The organism is Spongiibacter sp., assembly GCF_984394615.1.
This window is the reverse complement of sequence record NZ_CFHTQA010000078.1, coordinates 1-4,120: the sequence shown is the minus strand read 5'-3', so window position 1 is coordinate 4,120 and position 4,120 is coordinate 1. Positions and strand designations below refer to the sequence as shown.

Here is a 4,120-nt window from a genome sequence, read left to right as displayed (position 1 = left end):
GCGATCGACTACAGCAAAGCGATTGAGAACAGTCGAAACGAAGGTGGCGCACAAGGTGTTGAAGTGTCCGCCGCGTGGCATCCGGATGTTGCCTTTAACCAAAGCGGCCGATTCAGCTTCTATATAGACAGCCAGCTAGGCGTCTTTGAATCAGACGCAAGGCGCGACAAGGGAGACAAAGCGATGATCCTTTCAGTGTCGCCCATGCTCAGACTGGAGTTATTCCAAATTGATGGACGGCGCGTTTTTGCTGAAGCCGGCATTGGCGCCAGTTATTTATCTGAAGATGTATTTGCCGACCAGCTCTACTCAACACACTTTCAGTTTCGCGACCGTCTAGCACTCAGCGTAGAACTTGATCAGGCCGGCGTGCATCAACTCAGCTTGAAGCGAACCCATTATTCCAATGCCGACATCGACGAGCCCAACCCCGGCTTTGACACCTGGTCGCTGTCTTACTCCAGAGCTTTTTAAATCCCGCCCGTCATTTCGTGTGCCGCAGATACCAGCAATAGTGAATCGGTTTACTGCGGCGCTTGAAATCCTCGTCCAGCGACCACTGGCAGCGGTCTTCCACTGCGTAGCGCTCGCTCAGAGATACATCCAATTCAAAGCCACGCTTGTTGGTCGAAAAAATCAGCAAACCCTCTTTCGATAAACAACGCATAGCCTGTTCAATCAGCCAAGGATGATCACGTTGGGTATCCAGCACATCGTCCATACGCTTTGAGTTGGAAAAGGTCGGAGGATCAAGCAGGATCAGATCGTATTCGTCTTCACAGGCCTCCAGCCAGCGCCGGGCATCACCCTGCTCGGTGCGGTGACGAATTTCACTCAATCCATTCAGCGACAGGTTCTGACGAGCCCAGCGAAGGTAGGTATGCGACATATCTACCGACATGGTATAGCGCGCACCACCCAGACCAGCGTGTACCGAGGCGACGGCGGTATAACAGAAGAGATTCAGAAAGCGCTTACCCTTTGCCCGAGCAGCAATGTCGAGTCGCACGGGGCGGTGGTCGAGAAACAGTCCGGTATCCAGGTAGTCGTGGAGGTTGACCAGCACTTTTGCCTGCCCCTCCCTCACTTCCAGTGTTTCGCCTTTTGGCGCACGCCGCTCGTATTGCGCACTGCCTCGCTGACGGCGGCGCTCCTTCAAGGCGATTCGCTCGACAGGCACCTCGAACACTTGGGCACAGGCATCCATCACTTCGCTGAGGCGCTTCTGCGCCGCATTATCGTCGACAGACGACGGCGCGGCATATTCACTGACGTGAACGGCGTTGCCGTAACAATCCACCGCTACCGCATACTCCGGCATATCGGCATCGTAGACCCGATAGCATTCAATACTTTCACGCCGGCGCCACTTCTCCATGCGCTTCAGGTTCTTGCGCAGCCGATTGGCAAACATTTCCGCACCAGAGGACAGAGGTTTGCTTACCGCAACCGGCCCCTCCCCACTGGGATCATCGACCCGATATTCCGGCAGACAGTGAAACAGCAGCAACTTGCTGGGAATGCTCGCATTCAGAAGCTGATATTGCCGATAGCTGCGCAAGCCCATACGCTTGCCCAGGTCGGGATTGCCGGTAAATACGGCGGCCTCCCAGCCGTTAAAGTCGTCGCGTAACGCCTGCCCCAAACGCCGGTATAAGTGCAGCAATTCGCCCTGCTCGCCAAGCCGTTCTCCGTAGGGCGGATTGCAGATCACTAACCCCGTCGCCTGTTCGCCCAGCGATGAACGGCTCAACGCAGATAACTCTTTGCGGCTGACGTTGACCACTTCAGCCAGTCCCGCCCTGCGGATATTATCCCGCGCCTGATCGAGCACCTTGCCACTGGCGTCAAAGCCACGAATAAGGGGCCCCTGCCGTTGTAATGCCTTTTGCTGAATAGCGCGAGCTTCGTCCAGCAATGCCGACCACAACTTCGCATCGTGGCCCCGCCAAGCCGAAAAGCCCCAATAAGAACGGTGCAGCCCCGGAGCAATATTCATGGCCATCATGGCCCCTTCGATCAACAGCGTGCCACTGCCACACATCGGGTCCAGCAAGGCGCCACCTCGACTGGCAATGCCTGGCCAATCGGCGCGAAGCAACAATGCCGCGGCAAGATTTTCCTTCAGTGGTGCAAGCGCACTGCTCTGTCGATAACCTCGCCGGTGCAGACTCTCACCCGATAAATCAATCGCCGCCAACACCTTGCCCTTTCGCAGTCGGACATGCAGGCGAATATCGGGCTGCTGCTTGGCAATAGATGGTCGGGCAAGACCGGCATCCTGAAAGCTGTCAACGACGGCGTCTTTGCACCGCAGCGCGCCGAAATGGCTGTTGCGAATATCGCGGCTTCGGCCCGCAAAATCTACCAACAAGGTGGCGCCTTCGGGAATATGCTCATGCCACGGTACAGCCCGCAGACCGCTGTAGAGCGCATCGGCGGTATCACCACTGAACTCCGTTAGAGGCAGTAAAACCCGGTTGGCGAGCCGCGACCAGAGACAAAGTCGATACGTTGTCTCAAGGCTCGCCGCCACCCTGATAGCGCCAACGGTTTCTCCGAGATGGCTGGCACCGAGAGATTGCGCTTCATCAGAAAGCAGGCCTTCAAGACCTTTGGGACAACTCAGTATCAGGGACTGCATATGACTCACCAAAACCCATCCGGGAAATAGAAAATGCTTGAAAATTTACGCCGCAACAAGTGCTTAGCTACTTATTCACCAGCCATCTAAAACTGCGCTTCTTTAGACGAAATTGGTCTTCGCAGCAATTATGAAAGTTTGCTTACATGAGGGTTCGGTTGCTGTTCAGCTGTCATAACAGCAACACCGGGTCACCGCCCTCAGCTTTTGTCCATCGTAACGCGGCGGTGAGTACACGTTGAAAAATGGAGGCATCTGCCCTATGAGAAGACAGAAACGCGATATGACCGAGCGCGCTTACCAACGTGGTTATCAAGCGGGTATTAGCGGGAGAAACAAGGAGAACTGTCCCCACACCCAGGAGCAACTCCGCCAACAGTGGCTGACCGGCTGGCGGGAAGGCCGAGGCGACCACTGGGATGGTATCGACACCGCCACCGCGCTCGAAAAGCAGCAGGCGTTTCACTGATTGATCCCCAGCAACAACAGCCAGTTCTGTGGCTGTAGCACTCCCAAGGGCCCGCACAACTGCGGGCTTTCTTTTTTCCGCAAGCGCTAACCGCGAGATCGACGCCCTCGCCCCGCAGAACGCGGCACGCGACTTCCCCCCTCAACCGCTTCCTGCACCGGCACCGACATCCCCGCCATCGCGTAGACATCGCTCACCTCGTTTTCGGGCAACTCAATCCACTGGCCTACCTTCACCTTGGACGGAATGAAAACATTGCCGTAGCGAACTCGCTTGAGTCGATTGACCTGCAAGCCCTGAGATTCCCACAAACGCCGAACCTCACGGTTGCGCCCTTCCATAATGACCACGTAATACCAGTGGTTGATGCCCTCACCGCCGCCATCAACAATATCGGTGAAGCGAGCAACACCGTCTTCCAATTGAACACCATCAACCAGTTGCTGAAGCATGTCGTCAGAGGCATTCCCCATCACCCGGCACAGGTACTCGCGCTCAATGACCGTCGAGGGGTGCATCAGCTTATTAGCCAGGTCACCATCGGTAGTGAACAGCAGCAAGCCGGTGGTATTGAAATCCAGCCTCCCTACGCAAATCCAGCGCTCACCGTTAAGGCGTGGCAGGCGATCAAAGACCGAGCGACGCCCTTCCGGGTCTTTGCGGCTACAGATTTCGCCTTCAGGCTTGTTGTAAAGCAGTACACGGGGCTTGGTGCTGCCCGTATCCAGCTTGACCGGCTTGCCATCAAATACGATGCGAGCAGTTTTGTCGACGCGATCACCAAGGGTGGCTGTTTCACCATTCACCTTGACACGCCCATCGGCAATTGCCCGTTCCATTTCACGACGGGAACCAATACCGGCTCGAGCCAGTACTTTCTGTAACTTTTCGTCTTCAGCACTCATTCGTGCGGTTTCTCTATCATTGTGTCGTCCTCATCGACGAGTGGCATTTCGGCTTCGGCTTCGGCTTCGGCTTCGGCTTCGGCTTCGGCTTCGGCTTCGGCT

General features: G+C 56.0%; 4 protein-coding genes. 2 read left to right on the top strand and 2 right to left on the bottom strand.

What is annotated here, in order from left to right:
- The coding region (locus AC5DB9_RS16440; protein ID WP_491732104.1) for an acyloxyacyl hydrolase at nucleotides 1-474 on the top strand (474 nt) is incomplete at its 5' end.
- A gap of 10 nt (nucleotides 475-484) precedes the next feature.
- Here the strand turns inward: AC5DB9_RS16440 and rlmKL are convergent.
- Nucleotides 485-2,644, bottom strand: a complete 2,160-nt coding sequence (gene rlmKL, locus AC5DB9_RS16435) for a bifunctional 23S rRNA (guanine(2069)-N(7))-methyltransferase RlmK/23S rRNA (guanine(2445)-N(2))-methyltransferase RlmL (protein WP_272989752.1) — start codon at nucleotides 2,642-2,644, stop codon at nucleotides 485-487.
- A 262-nt stretch (nucleotides 2,645-2,906) separates the two neighbouring features.
- Here rlmKL and rmf point away from each other — a divergent pair, with 262 nt between their 5' ends.
- Nucleotides 2,907-3,113: a ribosome modulation factor gene (gene rmf / locus AC5DB9_RS16430; RefSeq protein ID WP_022957416.1), complete on the top strand. Its 207-nt coding sequence runs from the start codon at nucleotides 2,907-2,909 to the stop codon at nucleotides 3,111-3,113.
- An 86-nt stretch (nucleotides 3,114-3,199) separates the two neighbouring features.
- Here rmf and rluB read toward each other — a convergent pair whose 3' ends face one another.
- Entirely contained in the window at nucleotides 3,200-4,018 is an 819-nt protein-coding gene (gene rluB / locus AC5DB9_RS16425; RefSeq protein WP_272989748.1) for a 23S rRNA pseudouridine(2605) synthase RluB, read from the bottom strand.
- Nucleotides 4,019-4,120 lie beyond the last annotated feature (102 nt).

Bases quoted from the DNA above. Each gene is read 5' to 3' on its own strand.
- rlmKL (WP_272989752.1), bottom strand. From the start codon at position 2,644: ATGCAGTCCCTGATACTGAGTTGTCCCAAAGGTCTTGAAGGCCTGCTT.
- rmf (WP_022957416.1), top strand. From the start codon at position 2,907: ATGAGAAGACAGAAACGCGATATGACCGAGCGCGCTTACCAACGTGGT.
- rluB (WP_272989748.1), bottom strand. From the start codon at position 4,018: ATGAGTGCTGAAGACGAAAAGTTACAGAAAGTACTGGCTCGAGCCGGT.